General features: G+C 59.4%; 14 protein-coding genes. 7 read left to right on the plus strand and 7 right to left on the minus strand.

The annotated features are described in order from the left end of the window. Window positions 1–7: 7 nt before the first annotated feature. From GSQ94_RS07385 to GSQ94_RS07415, 7 genes are all read right to left on the minus strand, one after another. Complete coding sequence (locus GSQ94_RS07385) at window positions 8–4,294, minus strand: Ig-like domain repeat protein (RefSeq protein ID WP_158942929.1); 4,287 nt, start codon at window positions 4,292–4,294, stop codon at window positions 8–10. A gap of 194 nt (window positions 4,295–4,488) precedes the next feature. Further along, window positions 4,489–7,497 (minus strand): protease pro-enzyme activation domain-containing protein, encoded by a 3,009-nt coding sequence (locus GSQ94_RS07390; protein ID WP_158942930.1) that lies wholly within the window; start codon window positions 7,495–7,497, stop codon window positions 4,489–4,491. A gap of 300 nt (window positions 7,498–7,797) precedes the next feature. Then, window positions 7,798–9,627 (minus strand): acyl-CoA dehydrogenase family protein, encoded by a 1,830-nt coding sequence (locus GSQ94_RS07395; protein WP_158942931.1) that lies wholly within the window; start codon window positions 9,625–9,627, stop codon window positions 7,798–7,800. Between the two features lie 42 nt (window positions 9,628–9,669). Next, window positions 9,670–10,110, minus strand: a complete 441-nt coding sequence (locus GSQ94_RS07400; protein ID WP_158942932.1) for a transmembrane domain-containing protein — start codon at window positions 10,108–10,110, stop codon at window positions 9,670–9,672. A gap of 2 nt (window positions 10,111–10,112) precedes the next feature. After that, on the minus strand, window positions 10,113–11,291 hold the full coding sequence (locus GSQ94_RS07405) for an acetyl-CoA C-acyltransferase (protein ID WP_158942933.1): 1,179 nt from the start codon (window positions 11,289–11,291) through the stop codon (window positions 10,113–10,115). A 61-nt stretch (window positions 11,292–11,352) separates the two neighbouring features. Further along, window positions 11,353–13,842: a 3-hydroxyacyl-CoA dehydrogenase/enoyl-CoA hydratase family protein gene (locus GSQ94_RS07410; RefSeq protein ID WP_158942934.1), complete on the minus strand. Its 2,490-nt coding sequence runs from the start codon at window positions 13,840–13,842 to the stop codon at window positions 11,353–11,355. Between the two features lie 138 nt (window positions 13,843–13,980). Then, the gene (locus GSQ94_RS07415; RefSeq protein ID WP_158942935.1) at window positions 13,981–15,153 is read right to left on the minus strand and encodes an ROK family transcriptional regulator; all 1,173 of its coding nucleotides are present in this window, start codon (window positions 15,151–15,153) and stop codon (window positions 13,981–13,983) included. Window positions 15,154–15,462: 309 nt separating this feature from the next. On the opposite strand from GSQ94_RS07415, the gene GSQ94_RS07420 reads away from it, so the two are divergent. From GSQ94_RS07420 to GSQ94_RS07450, 7 genes are all read left to right on the plus strand, one after another. Next, a complete protein-coding gene (locus tag GSQ94_RS07420; protein ID WP_158942936.1) occupies window positions 15,463–16,041 on the plus strand; it encodes a hypothetical protein in 579 nt (192 codons plus the stop codon). A gap of 89 nt (window positions 16,042–16,130) precedes the next feature. Beyond that, window positions 16,131–17,714: a pitrilysin family protein gene (locus GSQ94_RS07425; RefSeq protein ID WP_158943279.1), complete on the plus strand. Its 1,584-nt coding sequence runs from the start codon at window positions 16,131–16,133 to the stop codon at window positions 17,712–17,714. A gap of 464 nt (window positions 17,715–18,178) precedes the next feature. Then, window positions 18,179–19,648: a pitrilysin family protein gene (locus GSQ94_RS07430; protein ID WP_254063714.1), complete on the plus strand. Its 1,470-nt coding sequence runs from the start codon at window positions 18,179–18,181 to the stop codon at window positions 19,646–19,648. A gap of 94 nt (window positions 19,649–19,742) precedes the next feature. Next, a complete protein-coding gene (locus tag GSQ94_RS07435; RefSeq protein WP_158943281.1) occupies window positions 19,743–21,842 on the plus strand; it encodes a glutaminase family protein in 2,100 nt (699 codons plus the stop codon). 218 nt (window positions 21,843–22,060) lie between these two features. Then, entirely contained in the window at window positions 22,061–23,485 is a 1,425-nt protein-coding gene (gene glmU / locus GSQ94_RS07440) for a bifunctional UDP-N-acetylglucosamine diphosphorylase/glucosamine-1-phosphate N-acetyltransferase GlmU (protein ID WP_158942938.1), read from the plus strand. Between the two features lie 436 nt (window positions 23,486–23,921). After that, window positions 23,922–25,022, plus strand: coding sequence for an HD domain-containing phosphohydrolase (locus GSQ94_RS07445; RefSeq protein WP_158942939.1), 1,101 nt, complete (start codon window positions 23,922–23,924; stop codon window positions 25,020–25,022). A 25-nt stretch (window positions 25,023–25,047) separates the two neighbouring features. Then, window positions 25,048–25,338 (plus strand): 4a-hydroxytetrahydrobiopterin dehydratase, encoded by a 291-nt coding sequence (locus GSQ94_RS07450; RefSeq protein ID WP_158942940.1) that lies wholly within the window; start codon window positions 25,048–25,050, stop codon window positions 25,336–25,338. Window positions 25,339–25,453 lie beyond the last annotated feature (115 nt).

Raw genomic sequence — 25,453 nt, forward strand, 5'->3', positions numbered from 1 at the left:
CACGGAGCTACTGAATCGTAAAATTAATCGTAGTGGTTTGGATCGTCGATCCGCCGCTCGCTTTCACTGTCACCGCATAACTACCGGGCATGAGAGTACTCGCACCATTAGGATCGACCGCGCCTCTACCGCATCCGTTCAAGCCCCCTAGCGCCGCGAATGCAAGAAGCACCAGAAACACCTTCCAGTAACGAATCCCGAGCCTTGGCAGGAAGACGATCCCCAGCCCCGCACAAGCCACGCTCAGGATTGGCATAAAGCCACGAGGGTTCGGATTAACCTCTCGGCTCGCCAGTTCAGTCGACGAGATGCTGAGAACAGTCATCGCAGAACTCGAACCAGCGAGCGCAACCGAAGCTGGAGCGAAGAGGCAGCTCACTCCCGACGGCAGGCCGCCGCTGCAGGCGAACGCGACCGTCGAGTGAAACCCATCCACAGGCGTAACAGTTAGCGTCACTGCCCCGGAACTGCTCTTATCTTGGGTCATCGTGGCCGAAGTGGCAGAGGGCGACAAGGTAAAACTTCCCACCGGATCAACCACAGAGAGCATAGCCGGAGACGAGACGCTCGCTAAATGGCTCGTATCGCCAGAGTAGCTGACCTGTACGACATGCCCCCCTGGCTGGAGTGTATTCGTTAGAACGGAAAGGGTGATCGTAGCGCTGGTCAGCGGGGTGGGCTGTCCGTAAGCAACTCCATCGAGCACCAGCCGGACCGTTCCATTGGGAGTCGGAGACGCTGGCGAAATGGTAGTGCTGACGGCTACAGAAGCACCCTGCTCGACACTGGATGCCCCGAGTGCAATTGCAACCGTACTCGGCACAGTTTTCTCCCCAAGAGTAAGAGAAGTTGCTGACGATACCGACGCCTGGTAGTTCCCGTCGCCGGAATAAAGTGCAGTGATGAGATGTGCCCCCGGAGAGACCGTAAAGTTGTTGCTATACACAATCACTGACCCCGCGGAGAGTGCCAGGGGTTTGGTCACTGCTTGGCCGTCGCTGAGAAATACGATCGTACCGGAAGGCACCGGGTTGTTAGGCAAGACCTCTGCGAAGAAACTAAACAAATCTCCCATCGCCGCACTTGCATTCGAGAGCCGAAGCGTCGTAGCGCTCACACCAAGAGTCGAACTGCTGACGAGTACGCTGACAGGCGCGGAGGCCGAAGATTGATCGTTCCCATCGCCCGAGTAGCTGGCCGTAATGGTATTGCTGCCGATCGAAAGTTCATTGGCAGGAAAGGTAAAGCTGACCGTACCGTAATCGTTCGCAGAGGTAGGGAAAGTATTCTGTGTAACCGCTACGCTGCCAAGCACAACCGAACCCGTATTAAAAGTCACCGTGCCTCCGGGAGCTGCGATGCCGAAGCCCTCTAGTCCACTCTTTGCGAAACCCAACGCATTGATCTGGACATTAAGTGTCACCGTCGCGCCTGCGGACACACTGCTTACGCTCGATTGCAGCATGCTGCTCGTCTGCGCTTTGGTGATGGTCACTGTGAACGGAGCCGACTGACTCGCATTGAAGCTCGCATCGCCCGAATAGGATGCAGTCAATACGTGTACGCCCGGGCTCGGTGAACGCGTCTGATCCTCCGTATTCGCGGCAGAGTTAAGCCGAAATGGACCTCCGTCGAAGGGTATGCCTGCGTCCGTAAGAGTGATATTGCCCGTAGCCAACCCCTCTTGGGACACGCCCACAACATCGGCGCGAAGAAGAAAGAAGCCTCCATACGGCAGCGTCGAACCAGAGGGGACTGCCGTGACCGCCGCACTGGTTGGGTCGTAGAGAAGAGCACGCAGCCCTGTCGTGCTCGCCTCCGGGCTTACCGTTAGCGTCACTGCATTCGAATCACTCGACGCATAGACTCCATCCCCGCCATAATGCGCCTGCACGGAATAAGTGCCTCCTGGAAAACTACCAAGCGATGCGCCGTAGCTGCCGTTCTGCAAACTTCCACCTTGCAGAGAACCATTGGAAGTCAAGGCATTGATCGAGACACCGCCGGTCGGCGTCCCTGTGGTCGAGGTCACATTAACCTTGGCCGATACGGGGCTTCCGTGAGAAAACGTTGTGGGCGAGAGCGAAAGAGTCGTCGAACTCGCCGCAAAGGTAGCACTCGTCCAATCGTTGACAAGGTTCGCGGCATTGACGCTGCCCAGGCCCGTAGCCAGATCGTAGCCCGCCCCGCTGGGATAGCCGGAGAGCACGCCATAGTGGTCGGAAGAGTTGGACACCGTACAGTTAGGACTGCCTTTCAGGCAGGGCATCGCGATCGTGCCGGTAGTCATGTCGTTGAAGACGCGGCCAGCCGCTGGCGCTCCCGAGATGGAGTTACAACTTGTGCCGGCCCTGTGCTGCTGGGCGGCAAGATTGTAGAGAACGTAGTTGGCGTTCCCTTGGCGATCACCCGTCTTCTGGTTCACCAGCGAAAGAATACCCGCGAACGCTGGCGCAGCTACCGAAGTGCCACCGTAGCCGCCGAAGTCGTAGCTCGGGGCACCCAAGCTGCAGGGCTGTCCATCCTTGTTCAAACTCTGCTGGCATACAACATAGAACGCTCCAAAAAAAACCGCGCCCGCAAAGAGAGAGACATCGGGAGTATCTCGAACACCATCTGAAGGCACCCCGGCGCCGGTCTGCCACGAAGGCTTGCTGTAGCCAGCCTTGCAGCTCGAAGGAGAAATCCCGTTGGACTGGGTGCACGCGCTTGCGCCTCCTCCGCCTCCATCCACGGAGACGAGGCCTCCCGTAAAAGCTACGCTACTGTTACAAATCTGTTCGGCTGTCTGTCCCGCGTTGGCATAGGAGGCGGCGAAGACCGAATTCGTGCAACTCTCATTCCACGGAGTCTCCGGAATATAACCGTTCGCAGAGGCCTGCGTCGTGGAGTCGTTGATGCTGTTCCAAAACGCAGCGCCGCCCTGGGGCATGTAGAAGTCGGTCCCACCGACGGAGATGTTGTATGGCGTGCTGCCGAGCCCGTTGACACCGAGACCGCCGCTCGCTCCCACATCCCCTGCCGCATCGCAGCCCGCCGCGCCGGAGTCGCCGCTGGCGATCAAAACCGAGATACCCTGTGCCGCCGCCTGCTGCCACAGTGTCTTGTAAAAAGCATTGCCAGAGGTACCAAGGAAGAGCTCGCACTGTCCGTAGCTGTAGCTCATCACTGGCGCGAGATTGTTATCGACGATGTAAAGCGCCGAGAGGTCCGTGCCCTGCATCACCTCGGTCCCCTCAGAAACTACATAGTCGATCGTCGCCCCCTTTGCGACCGCAGCCGACCACTGCGTATCGATATCCGCCTCTCCTTCATCCGTCGTAACCCCTGGGTTCGGGCCGTTGTAGAAGATGTTCAGATACTCGGTGCCTGTAGGAGTCGCCGTGTTGCCCAGCGGAAGACCAAACAATCTACGAAAGTTAACGAAGTCCGCAGGATTGATGTCCGTCTGGCCGACGATCGCAATCGTCTGGCCGGTGCCGTCGATAGGTGTGCTCGCCTTCCATAGCGGAAGTATGTTGTAGATCGTGGCAAAGTCGTAAGGCGTCACGCCGTACATTGTTTGGCCCGCGATCGAAACGGTAAAGGCTGGTTGAACCTTGCTCGCGTCCTGATCCGGAAGACGAGTCGTAAGCTTCGTCGCAGCATCGTGGCGAAAGCTGCCAACACGATAACCCGCAGGCTTACGAGGAAAGTTATTCAGCGACGCGATACCCATGATGACCGGCGCGAGTGCAGTCGGAATCTGCGGATCAGATGCATTCGCGAAGCGCTGGACCCCTTGAATCGAGTACCGATGCATGCTGGTATGAAACGCAGACCGCACCATACCTGCGGTGCCGCTGAACTCAATCAACGTACGGCCTGCATTGATTTGAACGTTGCTGAAGCCGTGCCCGCCAAGCCACGTGGTCAACGAAGACAGATCGCGATCAGAGATACCAAACGCAGCGCCAAAGCTCTCCGGAGTGAGCCATCGGTGATATTCAGAAGAACTCTTATCCTGCTGCTGATCGATGAGCCGCTGCAGCTCCTCTTCCTGCTCTGGCGCATGCTGCAGAACCAGCACCATGCGCCGCAGAGGCGCGTCATCTAAAAGCGCACCCTGGTCGAACTCGGCGCGTGCCAGTGGATGCGTATTTCCAGGGAGTCGAGTGAGATGGCTGTCATCGACAGCCTGCACGATGCGGGATCGTGCTGCAGGAAGGCGTGTCTGAGCGATGCTGGCAAGCGAAGTGACAAACAGCGTGACGATAGTCAGGACGTGCAGTAGAGATCTGGGGATCCAAGGCATGAATCGATTCCTGCTGCTTCTATAAAAGTCGATAGCGTTCTTATGCAGCAAAGTGGATCAGTGCAACAGGCATAATTCTTTCGTGGTGCATGGGGGCAGTCAAGAAGGGTTTCGGGAATCATTGGTAATGGAAGAAGTGGTTCCCAAAAGAAAAAAGGCCGCGTCCAAAGGACGCGGCCTACATCGATTAGATGTTACTGACAGGTATTTGGATTGAAGTTCGTGGTGCCATCTAAGCAAGGTACGGTGTAAGAAATCTGCGCGCTGTGAACGAGAGTTCCACTGATGGCCGTAACAGTAAACGTGTAGATACCCGGGCCGGCATTTGTAGTGCCTGTGACTGGAGTAGTACCTCCGCCTGAGCCGCCAGTCGTTGAAGTATTCGATCCGCATCCCGTCACCGTCAGAGCAGAGACGGACAAGATCGCAAGCAACAGACCGGCCCACCGGCGCCGTCGTGGCAGCATCATCAAGCACAAACCAGCGAAGCCAACTCCGGATCCAGCGGCATACCACGGCATCTTGCCCGACGAGCCCCGGCCAAAAGGATTCAGCCCGGGCTTGATGGAATTTGCACTCGTAGTTGGTACTGAAGCTGTAAGAACAAATGAAGTAGTTACGCCGCTCGCAGAAGTAACGCTGACAGGCGACACGGAGAAGTTAGAGGTCGCAGCCATCTGATCGTTGTTGGTTACCGTCAAGCTGACTGAACCCGTAAACCCATTCGCCGGTGTCACGGTGAAGGTTACTCCCGTGGCCGTCGCGCCTCGCTTCACCGTCGTCGCAGCGCCGCATGGCGTAGGTGCGAAAGAGAAATCAGGTTTACCCGAAGCGGAGTTGACGATATCAACCGAGGCTATCGGGCCATTGGGATAGGCAAGAGTATTAATGTTGGGTCCAAGAAGTGTCCCCTTGGATCCAGCGTAGGTCCCGTCGCCGGAGTAAACCGCGCTGATGCTATGTCCGCCCGAAGACAAAGACGAAGTGACCAGGCTGTAGGTCGCCGTGCCAGAGCTCAACGTGGTTGTACTGCCGGTAACGAGAACATTATCGACAAAGAACTGAACTGAACCCGTTGGACTAGGTCCCGAAGCCGCCCCAGTCACAGTCACACTCAGCGCAAGCGTGCCGGAAGAAACAGCGCAGACAGAAGCGCTCGTCGTCAACGCTGTCGTGCTGATTGTCGTTCCAACGCCACTACCGCTCACACCAACTGGCGTCACTCCACTCCAACCCGTGACCAGTTGATTCACATCGAAGCTGCCCAGGCCGCTCGCCTGGTCATAGCCAGTACCTGCGGTATAGCCGATCGATCCGCCATTCGGACAGTTCGGTGTTCCCTGGGTGCAGGGAACGGAGTTGTTGCCTGTAATAGTGTCGTGGAAGACGCTGCTGTAAGTCGGACCGTTCAGGAAGCCATAGAGTGTCGGCCCCACATTGCCCAGTCCGCCAGTTGTCGTAGAAGTCTTCCCCACCTTCTGCTCGACAAGGGCCAGGATTCCTGCGAACGTCGGCGCAACGAAGGAGGTACCGCCAAACACATTCGCCCCCCCGGCGGAGTCGAGAAACCCGTTAGTACAGGGAGTCTCGCCTAGGCCGTCGTTAGAGCTGCATACAAGATAGCCGTCGTGTTCAGCCGCCGCATTCAAAGCGATATCAGGAACATCTCTGGACGAGTCGTCTGGAACGCCCGGACCAGTCTGCCATGCTGGCTTGGAGAAGAAGGCACTGGCGCCCCCGCCTCCCGCGCCACCGCCGGTCCCATCGTTATTGCCAAGCCCCGCAGTGGCAGTAGTCTCATTCCAGGGCTGCTCGGGAATATACGAGATAGCAGAACCACCGCTTGTTCCGTTGGCGCTATTCCAGTAGGTCGCTGGCGTATTCACATCCCCGCTGAACATCGTTCCGCCGGCAGAGGTAGCGTAAGGAGAGCTGGAGGGAAAGTCTACGCTGAGCCCCTCTGTCGCAAGCTCTGCCGAGTCGCAGTCGGTCGCACCATCATCCCCCGACGAACTGACCACTGTCTGACCTTGAGCATTCGCCTCCGCTAGAATCTGGTTGATGCTTGCCAACACCGCTGTCCCCAACTGAGTCTCGCATCCCCCGTAGCTGATCGTGATGATTGGAGCTACCTTATTGGTGACCGCGTATCCAAGGGCACTGCTGAAGATGTCCGCATCGTAGACATACAAAATAGCAGCTCCAGGAGCAGCGGCTCCGGACCACTCTACATCGAGATGCGCCTCATCTACATCCAGGTTCGTTGGCGTCGCGAATCCTGGATCAGTCTGGGCTAACTGCAGCTTCAAATTGATCGCGGGAAGTCCCGCCGCTGTGCGGAACTGTGTAACATCGCTGTCCGGCAGAGTATTCGCCGGGTTGAAATCGGTCTGCCCGAGCACTGCGATATCTCCGCATACCGTACCGGAGGGCTTCGCCGCGCACTGGCCAACCCCTGCACCTGTAAGACCTGCAGATGCCGGAGGAAAATCATAGATAGTGTAAAGATCGGACGGGGAGATATAGTGGCTCGTAACGCCGCCAACAGTCTGCGTATACAGTGGCTTCGAAGGATCAGCCACCGCAACACTTCGCGCCCGCAATCGGGGTTTAGGTCGAAAGTCGTTCAGGCCGGTAATCGCGGTGACCACATTCGCAACCGCTGACGGAAGCGTGGGGTCCGTCATATTCGAGATGTGCTGCTCCCCATCGACGGAAAGACTATGAATTGAGGTCCCGAAGGCCCGCTGTGCCTGCGCCACCGAACCGCTGAAGGTGATGTAGTTCGAGCTCCGCGCCGTGCCGGTAATCGTAAAGCCCTGACTGGTGAGCCACGCCGACACCTTCCCAAGGTCTGCACTGCTCAGGCCAAACCGCGCGCCGAACTGCTCCGGTGTCAGCCACTGGTGGTAGTTCGCGGAGGCGGGATTCAATTGGGCTGTCAGAAGCTGACTAAGGTCGGCCTGTTGCGCCGGCGTCATGCTGAACTGCAGCGACATCGACTCCAGCTTCTTGCCGGCTGGAGCAGCACCAAGATCCACGGCACGCTGTGCCCTTCTCATAATCGTGCCTGTCAAAGGCGTACGAGCGCCGGCGACGCTGGCAATCCGGTCTTGAACCACGGCATGGGCGAAAGGGGTAAACGAAGCGGCACAAAGGAGAGCGGCTGAGGCAACGAGAAAAGAGAGAAGGCGGCTACGCATGGATTCTTCTACCTTACTAATAGGTTACGGGGTGGCCTGCTGGTCCACACGCTAAAGTCGACTGGCCCGACGAGTTAAGACAAAGACGAGGTACATGCTTAGACAGACGATAAAACGAAATGTTGCGCCTACAGTTGTAAAAGGATTATTTCATCCATCCCAGCGTGTCATTTCAGGAAAAAGACCGCGCCTCCCCACCCGGACTCCCATAGGCCCTCGCCGCAGCCAGCGAAGCAGGAAAAAAGGACCAGCCCGAATCTCCCTCCGACTGGTTCCTTCCTTTCGGTATCATTCGGTTGTCTAAATACTGTACTTCCCAGACTTGATCACATGCTGAGCCACCTGCCGCCGCAGCTTGATCGTATCCGCCGAGTCGTGCTTCGAGAGCCGGCGAAGGATCGTTAGCTGGGTCCGCAGCATATCCCCCTCGGCCACCGCCGCAATCACCTTCCGCGCCGCAAGCTCAATCGTCGACATCGCCTTATCCGCATAGATCCCCGCCATCGCAACCGGTATTGCGGACGCCTCCCCAGGCACGTTCCCAGCCTGCTCCGCAATCTTCTCTGCCCGCAGAATCGCACTCTCCATCGCGAAGACCTCGATGATCATATCGGAGATCGCGCCCATCACCTCCTGCTCCTCCGCGATCTGCGCCATGTACCTCTGCGTCGCTGCCCCGGCAACAAACAGCGTCAGCTTCTTCGCGTTCGCCAACAGACCTCTCTCCTCCGCCAACGGTCCCTCGCGCTCCACCTTCTCGCTCGGTCCAGACATCACCTCATCCATCAGCTTTTTGATTGCAGGCATCAGCGCCAGCTTGCCGCTCATCGCCGACTTCATCAGCCACCCGGTAATAATCAGCCGATTGATCTCATTGGTCCCCTCGAAGATCCGGTTGATGCGCGCATCGCGATACGCCCGCTCCGCCGGATACTCCTCCACGTACCCATATCCAGCGAAGATTTGCAGCGTCTCATCCACCACCATGTCCAGCATCTCGCTCGCCCATACCTTCACAATCGAGCACTCCACCGCATAATCTTCAATGCGCTTCTGAATCTCCTTCGTATCGTTCTTATCCACTCCAGCAAGTGCCTTGTCGATCAGCCCCACCGTGCGATAACACACCGCCCCGCCCACAAAGATCCCCGTGGCACAGTTCGCAATCTTCTCCTGGATCAATCCAAACTCCGAGATCGACTTGCCGAACGCCTTCCGATCGATCGCATACCGTATCCCGTTGTTGAGCGCCATCCGCGCGCCACCGATAGCCGCATTCCCGAGCTTGTAACGCCCCACATTCAGAATATTGAACGCAATATGATGCCCCTTGCCCACCTCGCCCAGCAGATTCCCCGCAGGAATCACGCAGTCGGTCAGAATCAGCGGACAGGTCGAGCTGCCACGAATCCCCAGCTTGTGCTCCTCTTTGCCTTGCGTAAATCCAGGCGTCCCGCGTTCGATCAGAAACGCCGTCAGCTTCTCTTTCCCGGCGTCCGGACCCTCCGGAATCGCGCACTTGGCGAACACGGTAAACAGATCCGCAAACCCCGCATTCGAGATCCACATCTTCTCGCCGTTCAGCGTATAGCTCTTCCCATCTGCCGACAGCACCGCCTTTGTCTTCGCATTCACTGCATCCGAGCCACTGCTCGACTCCGACAGCGCATACGCCGACACAATCTCCCCCGACGCAATCTTCGGCAGGTACTTCTTCTTCTGCTCTGCTGTGCCATACCAGACCAGAGGCAACGTCCCGATGCCCGTATGCGCCGAAAACGCCACCGAGAAGCTCGCCTGCTTCGAGATGTTCTCCGCAACCAGGGCCGAGGTCACCTTATCCATCTCCAGCCCGCCATACTCTTCAGGAATATCGATCGCAGTCAGCCCCAACTCCGCGGCCTCCTTCAACAGGCGCTTGGTCACCGAGAAGTCCTTCGCCTCAATAGCCTCCGACGCCGGCATAATCTCGTTCACCGCAAAGTTCGCCGTCGTCTCCGCGATCTGCTTATGCTCGTCGGTAAAGTCTTCTGGAAAAAAGCAATCTGCAGGCGCAGGATCGCTGATAAGGAAGCTGCCTCCAGCGATACGGGGAGCAATGGTCGGTTCAGGGGTTGTCATCGTTGCCATGGTCTTACTCCTTCTGCAGTATCAAACTTCAAAAACTCGAACTCAATCCACTTCAGCAATCGGCTCATCCGGTGCTGTCCGCTTCCATCGGACAACACACTGCTGACCCTTCCAGCGAAACGTCTCCAGCTCAAACTCGGCGAGCGTTACCGGCGGTTGCTCCACGGTGATCCACTGCTCCTTGTAGGCGCCGTCCGAGACATACTTCGTAAGAATCGAAACCTCGTAGAGCACGACTCCGCCGCCCCTCGTGCTGGTCACCTGCTCCTTCACTCTCGACCGGACATCTTCAATCTTCGCGGTAGCGCACTTCCAGTTCTGCTCAAGCCCCGTATGGCGCCTCTGCCTGAAGAAGAACACCACCGCCGCCAGCGCCACAATCATTACGAGACATCCACCCGCCACGAGGACTCGATGCCAGCCACCACTCGCTGGACGCGACTTCGTCCAGGCAGCACCATCCGGCATGGAGTCTCGATTCATCGTTAGCTCATAGCCTCATAGATCCCCGCAGCACCCATCCCTCCGCCAACACACATCGTCACAATACCGTACTTCGCCTTGCGTCGAGGCATCTCCCGCAGCAGTGTCGCCGTCAGCTTCGCTCCCGTGCAACCCAGCGGATGCCCCAGCGCGATCGCGCCACCATTGACGTTCACCTTCGCGCCATCGATCCCCAGCACCTTCAACACTGCTAGCGACTGCGCCGCGAATGCCTCGTTCAACTCAAACAGATCGATATCTTCCAGCGACAACCCGGCCATCTTCAACACCTTCGGAATCGCATAAATCGGCCCGATCCCCATCTCCTCCGGATCGCATCCCGCATAGGCAAACGCCACAAACTTCGCCATCGGCGCAATCCCCAGCTGTGCCGCGCGCTCCGCCGACATCACCACCGCCGCCGCAGCCCCATCCGAGGTCTGGCTGGAGTTCCCCGCCGTCACCGTCCCCTTTGCATGAAACACCGGCCGCAACTTCGCCAGCGCCTCCAGCGAAGTATCGGCACGTGGCCCCTCATCCTGCTTGAAGGTCGCCTCCGTCGTCTTGGCCTTCTTCCCGTTCGGCACCGAATTCATAACCGTTATCGGTACAATCTCGTCCTCGAACTTCCCGGCAGCAATTGCCGCCAGCGCCTTCTGGTGGCTCTCATACGAGAACTGATCCATCTCCTCGCGCGTAATCCCATAATGATTCGCAACCCGCTCCGCAGTCAGACCCATCGACATATAAGACCCCGGATAGTTGTCTACCAGCCACGGGTTCACCGAGATCTTGTTCCCTCCAAATGGAACATACGACATGCTCTCCGTGCCGCCCGCCACGATCACATCCGCAGACCCGCCACGAATCCGGTCCGCCGCCAGCGCAATCGACTGCAGCCCCGACGCGCAGTAGCGATTGACAGTCATCCCCGCAGTCGTAATCGGCAGGCCCGCGCGGAAGCTCGCGATCTTGGCCACATTCATTCCCTGCTCTGCCTCGGGCATCGCACAACCGAGAATCACATCTTCAATCTCCGACTTGTCGAGCTGCGGAACCCGCTCCAACGCACCGGCTATCGCAAAAGCAGCAAGATCATCCGGACGCGTAGTCCTCAACGTCCCACGTGGAGCCTTCCCCACTGCCGTACGCACCGCCGATGCAATAATTACGTCCTTCATAACACCCCTCAATCCAACACGTTCAACTAACACCTGAAAACCGACAACTGACAACTGACAACTAATTCCTCAACGGCTTCCCCGTCTTCAACGTAAACGCAATCCGCTCCTGCGTCTTCTTCTCTCCGCACAGCGAAAGAAACGCCTCGCGCTCAAGATCCAGCAGATACTGCTCTGTCACCGGAGTCCCCGGCGTCACCTTCCCGCCGCACAGCGCATACGCCACCCAGTTCGCAATCTTCATATCGTGGTCGGAGATGTACTGCCCCTCCCGCATCGTCCACACCGCGAGCTTTAGCGTAGCCAGCACGCTCTCTCCCGGAGCAGCAATATCCGTCCGCAACGCCGGCGCACTATATCCCGCATCGGCAATCGCTCGAGCCTTCGTCTTCGCATCCGTCAGCAGCCGCTCGCGATTCATCGTCAAGCCATCCGAAGCTTTGAAGAACCCCATCGAACGAGCCTCTGCCGCACTCGTCGAGACCTTCGCCATCGCAATCGTCTCAAAGTTCTTCTTCAGCGCCTCGAAGATCTCCACCCCCTCGCCGCGAGCATCCGGCCGAATACTCGAACCCGCGTCCACCGAACGAATCGTCATCTCCTTGCATCCGCCGCCACCCGGAATCAGCCCAACCCCAGCCTCCACCAACCCCATGTACAACTCCGCGTGTGGCTGTCGCGCCGCCGCATGCAGCGCAATCTCCACGCCGCCGCCAAGGCACATCCCATACGGGGCCACCACCACCGGACGCGGACAGAACTTCACCGCCTGCGTCATATTCTGGAAGGCACGCACCGCCATCTCTACCTCGTCCCACTCCTCCTCCTGAACCCCCAGAAGAAGCTGCATCAGGTTCGCACCCACCGAGAAGTTCGCCGAATCCCCCGTTATCACAAACGCCTCAAAGTTCCCTACCATATCGCTCGAAGGCTTCAGCGTCTGCGTAATCAGGTTCACGATGTCGTCGCCCAACGCATTCATCTTCGAGTGCAGCTCAATCCCCGCAACCCCATCCCCCAGATCGATCACCGATGCGCCAGGATTCTTCTTCACCACCCCATTCGCCTTCTTGATCACCGCAAACGAAGTAACCCCATCCGCAGTCACAACCGGCTTGTATTCGCTGCTCACAGGATCGAAGAACATCCGCCCCGAAGCCACCGAAGCATCGTCTTTGTACCAGGTGGCCTTGGCCTCGCCATGCTTCTCCGCATAGGTCAGCAGCTTCTCCACATTCGCTGAGATAGGCGCACCCGCGGCACGCATCTTCTCCGTAGTCTCCCGCACTCCCGCCGCGTCGAACATCTCGAACGGCCCCAGCTCCCAGTTGAAGCCGGTCTTCATCGCCTGGTCAATCTCGACCAGATTGTCCGCAATCTCCGGTACGCGATTCGCGCTATACGTAAACAGCTCTGTCAGCAGCGGCCAGTAAAACGCAGCCGCCTTATCCTTCGTCGCATCTGCGTGCAGCAACTGTGCAATCCGCGCATGCGTCGACTCCACGTTCTTCGCCATCTCGATCGCCTGAAACTTCGGCCGCATACTCGGCTTGTAGTCCAGCGTCTGCCAGTCCAGAACGTGCCGCAGATCGCGCCCCTCTGCGTCCTTACCCTCTTTCTTGTAAAACCCCTGCTTCGTCTTATCGCCCAGCCACTTCTTCTCCAGCATCTTCGTAATGAATGGAGCCAGCGTCACCTCGGCGCGCTCATCTTTAATCTGCGCCGCCTGCGCAGAAAAGTTTGTCGCCACATGCGCCAGCACATCCACGCCCACCATATCGCCCAGCCGGAACGTTCCCGTCTTCGGCCATCCCAGTGCCGCCCCGGTCAACGTATCCACCTCTTCAATCGACAACCCCTGCTCCTGCATCAGCCGAATCGCATTCCCCATCGAGAACGTGCCGATCCGGTTCGCAATAAAGTTCGGCGTGTCGTGCGAGTGCACAATCGCCTTCCCCAACCGCAGATCGCAGAAGTGCTCCACCGCCGCAATATCCGCCGGGTCCGTATCCGGCGTAGGAATAATCTCAAGCAGCCGCATATATCGCGGCGGATTGAAGAAGTGCGTGCCAAACCAGTGGCGCCGCAGCTCCATTGGCATCCCTTCCACGATCTTGTGGATCGGCAGCCCACTCGTATTGCTCGTAAGGATCGAGTCCTTGCGGCGATGCTGCATCACCTTGTCCAGCAGCGCCCGCTTGATCTCAAGGTTCTCCGCCACCACCTCGATAATCCAGTCGCAATCCGCAATCAACGCCAGGTCATCGTCGAAGTTCCCGATCGTAATCAGCCGCGCACTCTCGGCGGCATAAAACGCTGCAGGCTTCGACTTCTTCAGTCCATCCATCGCCCCCAGGACAAACTTGTTGCGCTCCTGCTTCGACGCCCCGGCATCAATTCCAGGAGGAACGATATCCAGCAAAACCACCGGCAAACCGGCATTGGCAAGGTGCGCGGCAATGCGCGAGCCCATCGTCCCAGCCCCAAGAACGGCAACTTTATTGATCTGTCTCTGCTTGGTCGAAGGTGTTGCGGTGGTGCTGGAAGGCATGGTCGAAGGCTCCGGCGGGCAAAGTAGCCCGAACGATGCGAAGCATACTGAATGACCATTCATTTCGTCAAGTAAACAAGGGAACAACAGCCCAAACTCTTCATTTCACAGGAGAAAGCAAAAAGCCTCGATGACGCTCTAGACCATGCTTCCGTTCATCACCAGAGCCACCGCACTCCGCAGCCGAGCCGTATTACCTTCAAACGCAGGCCGCAGCCTCGGCACCTTCGAAAGAGCATTCTGCTTCAGCTCCGCCTCGACAATCGGACCAAACAGATACCACGCAGCCGTAATGTCGCCGACAATCACAATCTCACTCGGAGCCAGCGCACTCGCAATCATCCTCAGCCCGCGCCCAAGATACCCGGACATCCTCTCCAGCGCCTTCACCGCATGCCGATCGTTGTTCTGCGCCAGCTTCACCAGCGCAGCAAAGTTCACCGGAGACCCAGCGCCACCCAACTCCTCGTAGTAGCGCAGCCCCGCACGGTTCGAGCTCATCGTCTCCCAGCACCCGCGCCCACCGCAGCCGCACTGTGGCCCGTTCACCTCCATCTGCACATGGCCGAACTCACCCGCCATTCCGTTCGCCCCGCGCAGCAGCTGTCCGTTCGCAAAGATCCCCGTCCCAATTCCCTCCGAGACATTGACCACCACCAGGTCATGCAGCCCATCGCTGTCGCCAAACCACACCTCCGACAGCGCACACGCATTCGCCACGTTGTCCATCTCCACCCGCAAACCCGTAGCCTTCTGGATGCGAGACTTGATGCTCGCAATCGGCCAGTTCAGGTTCGGCGTAAAGATCGCCTCTTCGCGTAGCGGGTCCGCGCGTCCCGGCAGACTGATGCCGACGCCATCGAAAGACTTGTCGCTATGCGCCGCAACCAGCTTGCGAATCGCCGCAATAATCGGCTGAATCGCCTTCTTCGGATCGTCAGGCAGCTCCACTACATTCTGCGCCACAATCTTGCCGCCCAGATCCGTTACCGCCACCGTCGTCTGCGAAGGATGGATATCCAGCGCGATCACCGCACGCTGATGATTCAGCTCCAGAAACGTCGGCCTGCGGCCACGCGGCGGCCGGCCAGTCGACCCCTCAAGAATCCACCGCTCTTTAATCAAATCTTCCACAATCAGCGAAACCGTACTGCGTTGCAGGCCTGAGACTCGAGCAAGATCCGCACGCGACAGCGGCTGGCGCGTACGCACAAGGTTGAACACGAGATTGCGATTGATCTGGCGAGGCGTCTTATTCGATGCGCTCTGCCGGCGGGTAAACGTGAATCGAGACGATTGAGGAGTAGGCATCGTTAGCTTTCGTATCTCATAACATCACTGGTCCGAACCATAGCAAACCAAACATCGCATCCACGTTCAAGTACGTCTCGAAGCCGTTGCATTCTAATAGCTTCGCACGCGAGCCTTTATACCACCGCAATTCGGCATTTTGTAGATACTTTGAATTATTGCTGCTCAAAAAACATCTCTCATCTCGTAATGCAAAATCTTCTCCGGTGAGTTTCGTTATGTAATAACGCATGCTAGCCTTGAGCCGTGGCGACATACATAGAGCAATCGCTTACTAAATTGAAAGAGTTTGAAGGATGCGTACCGTGGATGTACTGCGACACGGTAGGCAAGGTAACCGTTGGCGTAGGCCTTATGCTACCCGACGTCAAAACCGCTCAATCTCTCCCCTTCCTCCACGGCACACGCCCCGCAACCCCGCAGGAGATCGCAGCCGAATACGCCCGCATCGACGCCATGCCGCTCGGTCGAGCCTGCGCCTTCTATCGATCTCCCACCTCCGTCGAGCTGCCGCAACAAGCCATCGACGCGAAGCTCACCTCGATCCTCCTAAGCTTCGAGGCCGATCTCCGCGCCCACCTCCCCGGCTACGACACCTATCCCGATAACGTAAGGATGGCGCTGCTCGACATGATCTACAACCTCGGCCCCACAGGCCTCTTCACCGGCTTCCCGCACCTCATCGCAGCCGTCGAAGCCGGCTCATGGTCTGAAGCAGCCATGTACTGCCTCCGTCGCGGTCCCAGCGAAGCCCGCAACGCCTGGACGCGCCAGCAGTTTCTCTCCGCTGTCGTCGTCACCATTCAGGCGGAAACAGACTCCTGGCTGAAGCGAATCCGCGATCTCGTACGTCATACAGGTGCAGTCCTGTTCGGCCCCCGGCTCTAAGCCCGGCCTCGGGCTTCGATATAGTGGAACTCTTGACTGATTTAGTCTGCGGAGGGCTTTGAGTGCAGGGAAAACGTAGAATCGCCGCGATGGCCATCTGTGCTATTGCGTTCATCGCGACAGCCGCAGAAGCGCAGGACCTCGCAAGCTTCGAAAAACGCACCACCGTCAAAGTCCTTCCCAATGGCCTCACCCTCATCGTCTGCGAGCGGCCCGAAGCCCCTGTCTTCAGCTTCTACACCCTCGTCGATGCAGGCTCAGCCGACGATCCCGATGGCGCCGGCGGCCTCGCCCACATGTTCGAGCACATGGCCTTCAAGGGCACCACCGAGATCGGCACCACCGACTACCCCGCAGAAAAAATCGCCCTCGCCAAAGTCGAAGCAACCTACGCAGCCTACGACGGCGAGTACCGCAAGCGCGTCGGTCAAAGCCCCGAAAAACTGGCGCAGCTCCATAAAGCCTTCGAGGACGCACAAGCCGAAGCGCAAAAATACGTCATTCCCAACCAGTTCTCTGAGATCGCCGAAGAGAACGGAGCCGTCGGCATCAACGCCAACACCACCGAAGACTCCACCCAATATTTTTGGAGCATGCCCTCCAACCGCCTCGAGCTCTGGGCCTACCTCGAAAGCCAGCGCATTGCCCATCCCGTCGAGCGCGAGTTCTACAAAGAGCGCAACGTCGTGCAGGAAGAGCGCCGCATGCGCGTCGACTCCTCTCCCACCGGCCGCATGGTCGAGCAGTTCCTCGCCACCGCCTACGTCGCCCATCCCTATCACCGCCCCGGTGTAGGCTGGGAGAGCGAGATCAGCCAGGTCTCCGCCACCGAAGCCACCGCCTTCCACGAGAAGTACTACGTCCCCGCCAATATCGTCATCGCCGTCGTAGGCGACCTCAAAGCCTCCGAGACTATGCCCGTCCTCGAGCGCTACTTCGCGCCCATCCCCGCCGCCCCGCGCCCCGAGCCCATGACCACCGTCGAGCCGCCGCAGGTCGCCGAAAAATCCGTCACCATTCGCGAAGCCACCCAGCCCTTCTATATCGAGGGTTACCACCGCCCCGACTACCTCGACCCGGACGACTCCGCCTACGACGCCATCTCCGATATCTTCTCGAACGGACGCACCGCCCGCCTCTACCGCTCCCTCGTTCGCGACCAGTCCATCGCAGCCGAGGCGCAGGGCTTCAGCGGCTTCCCCGGCGACAAGTACCCCGGCCTCTTCGCCGTCTACGCCGTCCCCATCCCCGGCCACTCCCCCGACGAGATGCGATCCGCCATTCACAAAGAACTAGACCGCCTCAAAAACGAAGACGTCACCGACGCCGAGCTCGAACGCTTCAAGACCCGCTCCCGCGCCGACCTCCTCCGCGGTCTGGCTGACAACGAAGGTCTCGCCCACGAGCTAGCCGAGTACCAAACCCGCTTCGGCGACTGGCGCGAGCTCTTCAATCAGCTCCACAAGATCGACGCCGTCAGCAAAGCCGACATCCGCCGCGTCGCCAACAAGATCTTCATCGACAGCAATCGAACCAGCGCACGAATCGAGTTCGTCCCCCCGCAACGCAAAGCCCCGCAAGCCTCTGAAGGCGCAGGAACAGGAACCCCAGGAACAGCCATGCTCACCGCACCCCCCGCGCAGACCACAGATAACGCCGGAGGTACGAAATGAACCACCTCTCAGAAGCTGCAAACAAACTTCGCGCCTCTTTGAACCACATTTTTTCGCCCCACCAAGAAATCGTCATTTCGACCGAAGCCGCGCAGCCTCATCGCATGCCATCGAAATCTTCTTCGTCGCCCCACCAAGAATTCGTCCTCTCGACCGAAGCCGCTCAGCCTCATCACACATCAGTGAAACTTCTGTCATCGCTTCAACAGAAATTCGTCATCTCGACCGAAGTCGCACAGCCGCATCACACGCCATTGAAATTTCTTTCGTCGCCCGACCAAGAAGTCGTCATCTCGATCGACGCACAGCCGCATCACACGCCATCGAAATTTCTTTCATCGCCCCACCAAGAAATCGTCATCTCGACCGAAGTGGCGCAGCCTCATCGCGCGACGCAGTGGAGAGACCCCCGCATTTCGTCTTTGCCTCTGCCTGTTCTAAATCTGCGTCATCCGCGAAGATCCGTGGTCAGCTGTCAGCCCTCACTCTCGAAGCTAGCCACACTCATCTTTTCATTCGCGTTAGCCAGCCTCAGCGCACACGCACAAACCCAGCCCTGGAAACAAATCCCCATCCCTCCCCTCCCGGCCTTCAAACCCGTACAGCCCCACCGCGTCGAGCTTCCTAACGGCGTAGTCCTTTTCCTGCAAGAGGACCACGAGCTCCCCTTCATCAACGGCACCATTCTAATCCGCGGCGGCAGCCGCGACGAGCCCAACGCCAAGCTCGGCCTCACCTCTCTCTACGGCGAAACCTGGCGCACCAGCGGCACCGCCACCATCGACGGCGACAAGCTCGACGACGTCCTCGAAGCCAAAGCCGCCTCCATCGAAACCAGCGGCGGCAGCGCCTCCACCTCGATGGCATGGAACAGCCTCAAAAGCGACTTCGACACCGTCTTCGCCTCCGCCATCGACCTCCTCCTTCACCCCACCTTCAAAGCCGATAAGCTTCAGCTCGCCAAGCAGCAGCTCGAAACCGGCATCGCCCGCCGCAACGACGACGCTGGCGGCATCGCCAACCGCGAAGCCATCCACATCGCCTATGGCCCGCACAACCCCTTCTCTCGCGAGCTCGAATACGCCACCGTCGACGCCGTCACCGTCGACGACCTCAACGCCTGGCACACCCGCACCATCGTCGGCAGCAACCTCATCGTCGCCCTCTCCGGCGACTTCGACTCCGCTGCCATGGAAGCCAAACTCCGCGCAGCCTTCGCGCCCATCCCTCGCGGCCAGCGCTTCCCGCCCTTCAAAGCCACCTTCACCGACCCCAAACCCACCGTCAACTTCGTCTCCAAAGATGACGTCAACCAGTCCAACGTCCTCATCGTCGGCCTCGGCACCGAGCGTAGCAACCCCGACTACTACGCCCTCTCCGTCATGAACCAGGTCTTCTCCGGCGGCTTCGGCTCGCGCGTCGTGCAGGATGTCCGTACCAAACTCGGCCTCGCCTACACCGTCGAAGGCAACTACGGCGCCTCCTACGATCACCCCGGCATCTTCGTCGTCGAAGCCGCAACCAAAAGCGCGACAACCGTAGCCGCAACCAAAGCTCTGCTCGCCGAAATCGACCGCCTCAAAACGGAACCACCCACTCCAGCCGAGCTCAGCAAAGCCAAAGACCAGGTCCTCAACTCCTTCGTCTTCCACTACGACTCGCCCGACAAAACCCTTAGCGAGCAGGTCACCCTCGCCTTCTACGGCTATCCAGCCGACACCCTCGAAAAATATAAGACCGGCATCGAACAGGTCACCTCCGCCGACGTCTCCCGCGTAGCCAACAAGTACATCGACACCAACAAGCTCGCCATCGTCGTAGTCGGCAACGAATCCCAGATCACCCCAGCACTCTCGACCCTGGGATTAGGCACCGTAAAAAACCTGGACATCACCATCCCACCCCCACCCGGCGGCAAACAACCAGCAGAGTAGTTCAAACGCACCATAAGCCTCCGCCATCCGCTGCGCTATCCTTGATAACGCAATCGTTCTGCGGAGGTTTGTCATTAGAAATTCGTCTGCGCTCCTGATCCTCGCTGCCTCTTCGCTCCTCACCGTTCTCCCCGCCTCAGCCCAGCAGCGGCCCCCGGCAACCCCGCTCATCACGCACGATCCCTACTTCAGCGTCTGGTCCACCACCGACAACCTCACCGACTCCGACACCACCCACTGGACCGGCACTCCGCAACCCATCACCGGCATCGTCCGCATCGACGGCAAGCCCTTCCGCTTCCTCGGCCACAACCCCGACACCATCCCGGCGATGCAGCAGACGGCCCACTCCGTCACGCCGACCCACACCATCTACGAGTTCCGCCAAAATGGCATCACTCTCCACTTCGTCTTCTTCACCCCCGCCATCCTCAGCGACCTCGACGTCCTCTCGCGCCCGGTAACCTACCTCACCTGGACCGCCGAATCAGCAGACGCCGCCCCGCATCAAGTCTCTGTCCTCCTCGACGTAGACCCAGTCATCGCCGTCAACGACCGCAGCCAGCAGATCAACTCCTTCCGCAATCAAACCGCAACCCTCAACGTCCTCTCCACCGGTTCGCAGGATCAAAAGCTCCTCAACCGCTCCGGCGACGATCTCCGCATCGACTGGGGCTACTTCCATCTAGCCGTCCCGAAGGACCCACACTACGCGACGTTCCTCGCGCCTCACGCAGCCAAAGCCTTTGCCGCGACCGGCCAGCTCCCCACCACCGACACCATGGACATGCCCGAGCGCGCCGACCACTCCGCCTCCGCGCTCTCCACCATCATCGACTTCGGCACCATCAACCCCCACGCCGTTACCCGCACCGAGCCAGTCACCCGCCACATCCTCCTCTCCTACACCGACGACTACGCAATCCAGTACCTCCAGCGAAACCTCCGACCCTACTGGCAGCGCAACAACATGCCCGTAGACCAGATGCTCGATCAAGCCGAACAGCAATACGCCACACTCGAAGCACGCGGCGAAGCACTCGACAAAGAGCTCACCGCCGACCTCATCAAGGTCGGAGGCGAACACTACGCCTACATCGCCATCCTCTCCTACCGTCAGGCCATCGCCGCGCACAAGCTCGTAGCCGACGCCAACGGCGACCCCATGCTCTTCGCCAAGGAGAACTTCTCCAACGGCTGCATCGCCACCGTCGACGTCCTCTATCCCTCCGCACCCATCTTCCTCTTCTTCAACCCAAAGCTCCTCGAAGCCCAGCTCCTCCCCGTCCTCGAATACTCCTCTCTCGCACGCTGGAAGTTCCCCTTCTCCCCCCACGATCTCGGCCAATATCCCCTCGCCAACGGACAGGTCTACGGCGGCGGCGAAAAGACTGAAGAAGACCAGATGCCCGTCGAAGAGAGCGGCAACATGATCATCCTCGTCGACGCCGTCGCCCGTGCCGAAGGCACGCCACAACTAGCCCAACGCTACTGGCCAACGCTCACCAAGTGGGCCGAGTATCTCAACCTCCACGGCCTCGATCCCGAGTTCCAACTCACCACCGACGACTTCGCCGGACACGTCGCCCACAACGCCAACCTCTCCATCAAGGCCATCGACGCCCTCGCCGCATACGCCGACCTCGCGCATCTCCTCAAACAGGAGACCGTCGCAAAGCAGTATCAGGCCTCCGCAAAAGAGAAAGCCGCAAAGTGGATCACCATGGCGAAGGAAGGCGACCACTACAAGATCGCCTTCAACAGCCCCAACACCTGGAGCCAGAAGTACAACCTCGTCTGGGACAAGATCCTCGACTACAACCTCTTCCCCAACAGCGTCCGCGACAGCGAAGTCGCCTTCTACCTCACCAGGCTCAACCTCTACGGCCTCCCCCTCGACAGCCGCGCCGACTACACCAAGCTCGACTGGTCCATCTGGACCGCCACCCTCGCCTCGAACCCCGTCCAGTTCAACGCCATCGTCGACCCCATCTACCGCTGGACCAACGAGACCCCAACCCGCGTCCCCCTCACCGACTGGTACGACACCAAAACCGGCAAACAAGTAGGCTTCCAGGCCCGCAGCGTAGTAGGCGGCGTCTTCATCAAAGCCCTCTCCGACAAACAGCTCACCGCAAAATGGCGCGCCAAATCCACCGCACCCGAAATAATCCAACTACCTGTAGTACGCTAAGCCCGATTTTGTTGTTGTGGCCCTTCTGTTGTTGCCTGTCCTTTGTTGTTGCCTGTCCTTTTGTCGTTGCCTGTCCTTTTGTTGTTGCCTGTCTTTTGTCGTTGCCTGTCCTTTTGTTGTCATCCCGTAGGGATCTGCGGTTGCATTTCTCTCGATGCACGAATGACCATCACCGCAAACCACCCTCATCCACAACCGCTATGAGACGATAGAACCCTATGAGCACCCCCGAATTCGCCATCGCCATCATGGCCGCCGGAAAAGGCACCCGCCTCAAGAGCAAGCGCCCCAAAGTCCTTCACGAGATCGGCGGCAGGGCTCTCCTCCTCCACGTCATCGCCGCCGCCGAGACCGTAGTCCCCGCCAACCACATCTTCTGCATCATCGGCCACGAAGGCGACCGTGTCCGCACCGCCGTCGCCTCCACCGGCGTCCAGTTCGTCCTCCAGCCAGAGCAGCGCGGCACCGGCCACGCCCTTCAGATGCTCAAAGCCGACTTCGAGCTCTCCGGCAGGCCAATCCCGCAGCACCTCCTCGTCCTCTCCGGCGACGTCCCCCTCATCCGTCCCGAAACCATCGCCGCCGTCCGCGACACCCACCTCCGCGAGCACGCCGCCATGACGATCCTCACCGCCGTCCCCGCCGACCCCACCGGCTACGGCCGCGTCCTCCGCGCATCCGCTGATAAACCCGAAGTCACCTCCATCGTCGAGCAGAAATCCCTCCGCCCCGACCAGCTCTCCGCACCCGAGATCAACTCCGGCATCTACTGCTTCGAAACCGCAGCCCTCTTCGCACGCCTTGACGCCCTCACCACCAACAACGCCCACGGCGAGTTCTACCTCACCGACGTCGCTGCCATGCTCGTCGCCGAAGGCAAACGCGTCGTCGCCGTCACAGCCGACTCAGTCGACGAGGTCCTCGGAGCCAACACCATCGCCGAGATGATGCATCTCGACGCAGCCATGCGCCTCGCCACCGCGCGCCGTCTCATGGCCTCGGGCGTCACCATCTTCCGCCCCGAAACCTGCGTCATCGACGCCCACGTCACCGTCGGCCCCGACACCACCATCGAGCCCTACGTCCAGCTCCTCGGCGACACGCACATCGGCTCCGAATCCCGCATCCGCTCCTACTCCGTCATCCAGAACTGCGCGATCGGCAACAACGTCACCGTCCTCAACGGCTGCATCTTCGACGACTCTGAGATCGCCGACAACGCCAACCTCGGCCCCTATGCACGCCTCCGTCCCGAGAGCCGCATCGGCGAAGGAGCCCACATCGGCAACTTCGTCGAAACAAAAAAAGCCACCGTAGGCAGAGGCACAAAAGCCGGACACCTCAGCTATCTTGGCGACGCCACCATCGGCGACGGCGTCAACATCGGCGCCGGAACCATCACCTGCAACTACGACGGCGTCCACAAGCACCTCACCACCATCGGCGACGGCGCCTTCATCGGCTCCGACTCCACCCTCGTCGCCCCCGTTACCATCGGAGCCGGTGCTTACATAGCCGCCGGCAGCAGCATCACCGAAGACGTCCCCGAAGGCGCACTCGCCTTAGGTCGCAGCCGCCAGACCACCAAGCCCGGCTGGGTAGCCGTACGCAAAGCCGCCGCCGAAGCCAAGAAGAGCTGCTGATCCGGACGAGATGTCATCGCTGAACGCAGCGAAGTATTCCTTCATTTGCCTCTGACGCGCTTGGCTTGCTGCCGCACTCAACAACGTCATCTCGACCGAAGCAGCTCACAGCTTTATCGTGAGCTGCGCAGTGGAGAGACCCCCGCATTTTGTCTTTGCCGTTGTCGTTCTCGCTTTAAAACAATCCGGCACCCGAAAATAAATCCGAAAGAGCTGGCACATTTTTATCATCAAATGAACGTCCACCAAGCGGCCATAATAACGACCCATTCCACCACAATCGCACCGCTCCTTCACCAACGAAAAAACACGAAACTCGCTACATACCCCTTCAACCCGCAAGCGCCCTCATGCAAACTCCACGGCTGCCGATAAACGGAAGAACCGCTCGAATCCTCCCGATGAGAGACCGCAGTTCCAAAGCCGAAAGCAGCCCATGCCGCAGCAAAGAATCCTGGTGGTCGATGACGAAGAGCCCGTCCGTGCAGTAGCAGAGGCTCTCCTTGAAAACCTCGGCTACTCCGTCGTCACCTCTTCCAGCGCCCAGGACGCCCTCACCCGTCTCCAGCAGGATCCCGACTACGACCTCATCCTCTCCGACATCATCATGCCGGGCACCGACGGCCTCACCCTCCTCGATCACCTCTGCGCCGATCACCCCGCCATCCCTGTCGTCATGTTCTCCGCCGTCAACGACGTCCACGTCGTCACCAGCGCCTTTCGCCGCGGCTCCATCGACTATCTCCTCAAGCCCTTCCAGCGCAGCGAACTCGAGAGCATCGTCCTCCGCGCCATCGAGCACGGCCGCCTGCGCAAGCAGAACGCCCTCTACCGTCACAACCTCGAAGCCATCGTCAACACCCGCACCGGTCGCCTGCGCTCCACCATGCAGGACCTCGAACGCAGCTACGACATCACCCTCGAAGCCATGGGCGACGCCCTCGATCTCCGCGACCAGGAGACCGAAGGCCACTCCCGCCGCGTCACCGCCTACACCAACGCCCTCGCTCAAGCCATGGGACTCGACTCCGAGCAACTCCGCATCATCTCCCGCGGCGCCTTCCTCCACGACATCGGCAAGATCGCCACCCCCGACGCCATCCTCCTCAAACCCGGCCGCCTCACCCCGGAGGAGACCGCCATCATGAAGCAGCACTGCGAGCGCGGCTACCGGATGGTTCGCAAGATTCCCTTCCTCCGCGACGCCGCCGAGATCGTCTACGCCCATCAGGAACAGTTCGACGGCTCCGGCTATCCCCGCGGCCTCCAGGGAGACGAGATCCCTCTCGGTGCCCGCGTCTTCGCCATCGCCGACACGCTCGACGCCATGACCTCGGACCGCCCTTATCGCAGAGGAACAACCTTCACCAAAGCCATAGAAGAGATCACGCAGCGAGCTGGAACCCAGTTCGACCCGCAGATCGTCGAGGTCTTTCTAGCCCTCCCGGTCGAAACCTGGCCACAGTTGCGCGCCGCAACTGAATCGCGCTCCCCCTCCCCGCCGTCTCCGGTTGCACAGACCCTACGAGGCAGCTAGGATCGCAAAGCGAGGAGATTCCCCCATGAAAAAGGCCATGACCGAGACTGAAATTAAGGACGCACTCAAGACCAACTCCGACTGGACCCTCAGGGGCGGCAAGCTCGTCCGCGAGTGGAGCTTTAAAGACTTTCTCGAAGCGATGGCCTTCGTCAACCGCGTAGCAGTCCTGGCCGAAACCGCCAATCACCACCCCGACATCGACATTCGTTACAACCAGGTCACCCTCGGCCTGGTCTCTCACGATGCCGGAGGAATCACGCAACGCGATCTATCCATGGCCGGCCAGCTCACCAAAGAGTTCCCACCCGCATAAATCGACACGGACTAACGCTGAACTCTTCGACTGCAACCTCTCCGGAAAAGATGGCGATGCGGCCCCGTTAGCTCATGCCAAGCGCCTGGGCAATCCTCTTTGAACTCAATGCTCG

Origin of the sequence: Granulicella sp. S190 (assembly GCF_009766095.1) — a bacterium.
Taxonomy (GTDB): domain Bacteria; phylum Acidobacteriota; class Terriglobia; order Terriglobales; family Acidobacteriaceae; genus Edaphobacter.

What these genes read in the sequence shown, in the direction of transcription:
- GSQ94_RS07385 (WP_158942929.1), bottom strand. Translation starts at nt 4,294, where the DNA reads ATGCCTTGGATCCCCAGATCTCTACTGCACGTCCTGACTATCGTCACG.
- GSQ94_RS07390 (WP_158942930.1), bottom strand. Translation starts at nt 7,497, where the DNA reads ATGCGTAGCCGCCTTCTCTCTTTTCTCGTTGCCTCAGCCGCTCTCCTT.
- GSQ94_RS07395 (WP_158942931.1), bottom strand. Translation starts at nt 9,627, where the DNA reads ATGGCAACGATGACAACCCCTGAACCGACCATTGCTCCCCGTATCGCT.
- GSQ94_RS07400 (WP_158942932.1), bottom strand. Translation starts at nt 10,110, where the DNA reads ATGAATCGAGACTCCATGCCGGATGGTGCTGCCTGGACGAAGTCGCGT.
- GSQ94_RS07405 (WP_158942933.1), bottom strand. Translation starts at nt 11,291, where the DNA reads ATGAAGGACGTAATTATTGCATCGGCGGTGCGTACGGCAGTGGGGAAG.
- GSQ94_RS07410 (WP_158942934.1), bottom strand. Translation starts at nt 13,842, where the DNA reads ATGCCTTCCAGCACCACCGCAACACCTTCGACCAAGCAGAGACAGATC.
- GSQ94_RS07415 (WP_158942935.1), bottom strand. Translation starts at nt 15,153, where the DNA reads ATGCCTACTCCTCAATCGTCTCGATTCACGTTTACCCGCCGGCAGAGC.
- GSQ94_RS07420 (WP_158942936.1), top strand. Translation starts at nt 15,463, where the DNA reads ATGTACTGCGACACGGTAGGCAAGGTAACCGTTGGCGTAGGCCTTATG.
- GSQ94_RS07425 (WP_158943279.1), top strand. Translation starts at nt 16,131, where the DNA reads ATGGCCATCTGTGCTATTGCGTTCATCGCGACAGCCGCAGAAGCGCAG.
- glmU (WP_158942938.1), top strand. Translation starts at nt 22,061, where the DNA reads ATGAGCACCCCCGAATTCGCCATCGCCATCATGGCCGCCGGAAAAGGC.
- GSQ94_RS07445 (WP_158942939.1), top strand. Translation starts at nt 23,922, where the DNA reads ATGCCGCAGCAAAGAATCCTGGTGGTCGATGACGAAGAGCCCGTCCGT.
- GSQ94_RS07450 (WP_158942940.1), top strand. Translation starts at nt 25,048, where the DNA reads ATGAAAAAGGCCATGACCGAGACTGAAATTAAGGACGCACTCAAGACC.